The 2,595-nt window shown below is 33.0% G+C and carries 5 protein-coding genes; all 5 read right to left on the bottom strand.

Annotated features, from left to right (window positions below; genetic code table 11):
- Window positions 1-75: 75 nt before the first annotated feature.
- The 5 genes from B5D15_RS15600 to B5D15_RS15085 all read right to left on the bottom strand — a co-directional run bounded on the left by B5D15_RS15600 (window position 76) and on the right by B5D15_RS15085 (window position 1,798).
- Window positions 76-237 (bottom strand): hypothetical protein, encoded by a 162-nt coding sequence (locus B5D15_RS15600; RefSeq protein ID WP_179122349.1) that lies wholly within the window; start codon window positions 235-237, stop codon window positions 76-78.
- A gap of 371 nt (window positions 238-608) precedes the next feature.
- Entirely contained in the window at window positions 609-809 is a 201-nt protein-coding gene (locus B5D15_RS15100) for a helix-turn-helix domain-containing protein (protein WP_078697918.1), read from the bottom strand.
- A gap of 4 nt (window positions 810-813) precedes the next feature.
- Window positions 814-1,053, bottom strand: a complete 240-nt coding sequence (locus B5D15_RS15095) for a hypothetical protein (protein WP_078697917.1) — start codon at window positions 1,051-1,053, stop codon at window positions 814-816.
- Window positions 1,050-1,571, bottom strand: coding sequence for a DUF3990 domain-containing protein (locus tag B5D15_RS15090; protein WP_078697916.1), 522 nt, complete (start codon window positions 1,569-1,571; stop codon window positions 1,050-1,052). Before B5D15_RS15090 ends, B5D15_RS15095 begins: the two co-directional genes overlap by 4 nt.
- Before the next feature lie 2 nt (window positions 1,572-1,573).
- On the bottom strand, window positions 1,574-1,798 hold the full coding sequence (locus tag B5D15_RS15085) for a DUF3791 domain-containing protein (protein WP_078697915.1): 225 nt from the start codon (window positions 1,796-1,798) through the stop codon (window positions 1,574-1,576).
- Window positions 1,799-2,595: the final 797 nt, after the last annotated feature.

The following is a 2,595-nucleotide window of genomic DNA, read 5'->3' as shown; positions in this document are numbered from 1 at the left end:
TTCATTAATGAAATACAATTAATTTACAATTATGGTAATGCGGATGTTGCAAAGATTTTTTTCAAAAGTTTGTATTTAATTATTGCAAAACACAGGTTCAAACGGCTCTGTTTGTTCAATGGTAATAAGAGATAGTACCTCATCTTTAGATGTTGGAGTTGAGATTCCTGCCGTTCCCGTTCCTGCTAATAAATTTATGGTCATGATAAACAAAATTACTGCTAAGTGCTTTCTCATAAATGCTTCCTCCTTGATTCATTATCTCCGTTCAAATACAAGAACGTTGTTTTCAAGGAAGTAATGTTTTCTCAACTAGCCTTAGGTATATTTATAAATAAACACCCGTTAACATCTACCTTGGGTAAATGTTAAGGGTGTTCTACTTTTTATATCTAAGGTATCGTTCAATGTAAACATCCTTGATATGGGACAAGCCGTTTTATATATTCAATTTTTCCAGTGTAAATAAGCCAAGCCCCCATCCGTCCTGCCATTGTCCGTTCCGTCCATCCTGTGCCTCTCCGCCACTCTTGACACCAGATATTCTTCTTCTCATTCGTCTTACTATTTGCATTTTTTACATAATGTGTATTTGTAATTACTTTTTTTTAATCAGTAAAGAATATATACTCTATCTGTTCTGCTGTTAGATTATACCTGCTTTTAATCTTTTTTATTTCAGTTCTGGTAAAATCTACGTGCTCATTCATCTTTTTTGATAGCGTTTGATATGTTATCTCAAGATAATTCGCTAATTCTTCCAGTGTATCTCCATTTTTATCTATCTGCTCTTTTAATCTCCATTTCATGTTATCACCTATATTCTCTTGATATTCCACATAATTCTTGCTCTAAACTTTGTAGCACATAGTAAGGACTTTCAGCCCATAAACCCGTTTCCTTATCTATTAAAATCTTATATGTTTCCGATTTATATAGTATATTGGTTGCTTCTTCAATGCTCTTAGCATATTTGTTCACTATCAATTTTATAACCGCTGATATTTGAAGCTCTATGCAAAACTCTATTTTCTGTTCGTTACCCTTACTCATAATACATAACCTCCAATATAAGTTAGCCTGCTTACAGCCCTATCCGTACCTATGTATATTTGATTTTTTAAATTCTCTGGCTCCAGCAAACTTATTGCGTATGATTTTACTGTAGGATAATCTGGATTTCCGTATACTCCATTCATGTATGCTTGAATTACTATGTTTGTATCATCATCTGCAACTGGCCCTATTACAATGTCATATGGATGCTGTTTACCTGCATGTGTCCTATTAAATACTACAAAATCAAGCCACTCAATATCTGCTGTTTTAAACTCTTTGAATGAAAGTCCTTCTATTAGTTTGTCTGCTTTGTATTCACTCACATATCCTTTTGTCTTTCTTCTTCTAGCCAGTAATTTTGCAAACTTCTCAGCCTGAATCTTTGATGATGTTGTATAGAATCCTTTTCCAAAATCTTTGTAATCTTTACCTTTACTTAAGTCTATAAATTGAACATTTACAGTTGATCCATGATATAGCATTAGCCATTCTCGATTAAAATAAGAACTCATACCTATTTCCCACCTTCACATTCTGCTATGTATACCTCTATTTCTTCTACGATACCATCCACACCAGTAAGATGAAGCAATTCATAGTTATCCTGTATAAACTTGCTTAAGTTATACTTGCTTATAACTTCGGCTATTTCTTCAGCCGAAAGGCTATGTTTTCTTCTATATGCTTCTATCACCTGTGTTTGAATACTTATTACTCTGTCCTCCATACTTCTACCCATGTCTCACCACTCCATTTTATTACCTAATTTAGACCTTTGAACCTCTGACATTATCTCTATTTGTATATGCATGCAACTTCATTAATAGTATATTTTGTACAATGAGTCCCTTGATTCAGTTAGATTTAGCATCACCCATTTCCAATACTATTGGTGTATATTTCTCATTGCATATGTAATCTTCTCGTATACTATGGTTAGCCTCTATACCCCAGTCTTTTAAAATAGTTTCCTCTGATTCTTTAAATGATATATCTTTCCATTTAAGAGCAGATGAATGCTAATCTCCACAGGTATCTAATAAGCATTTCAAGTTTAAAGCGTGTATTCCAGTAATGTATCCCATATCACAGTTTCCTAAAATTCCCATTATTATCTATTATGCCACATAATTTTAATTTTATCAATACATTTTTAACTTTTTCTTTAAATAATTAAACTTTTGTGTAACTGTATGATTCACAAGTAAACGCACTAAAGTCTATCATGCTTATTCCTTTGTCTGTGAAGCATTCTTATCAATTGTTATTGTATTACCATAAAAAGTTGCGATTGTTGCACAAACTTCATCAGTCTTGTATATCTCAACATCAGCATCCTGTGCCTCCCCGTCTCTATTCCTACCTTCTCCCCCTGTTCCTCATGCCTCCATCCGTCTTTTCTATCCGCTTTATTTAAAATTGTTATTGTCAATAAAAATTCGGTTCTTTCCAAAGTTAGTTGAAATTAAGTAATAATACCTTTTGCTTAAGAAGTTCAAAACTGCAACGACCATACATAATTCTCTTTATAACCTT

Origin of the sequence: Caloramator quimbayensis (assembly GCF_900167605.1) — a bacterium.
Classification (GTDB): Bacteria; Bacillota; Clostridia; order Clostridiales; family Caloramatoraceae; genus Caloramator_B; species Caloramator_B quimbayensis.
This window is presented reverse-complemented; position numbering and strand designations above follow the sequence as displayed.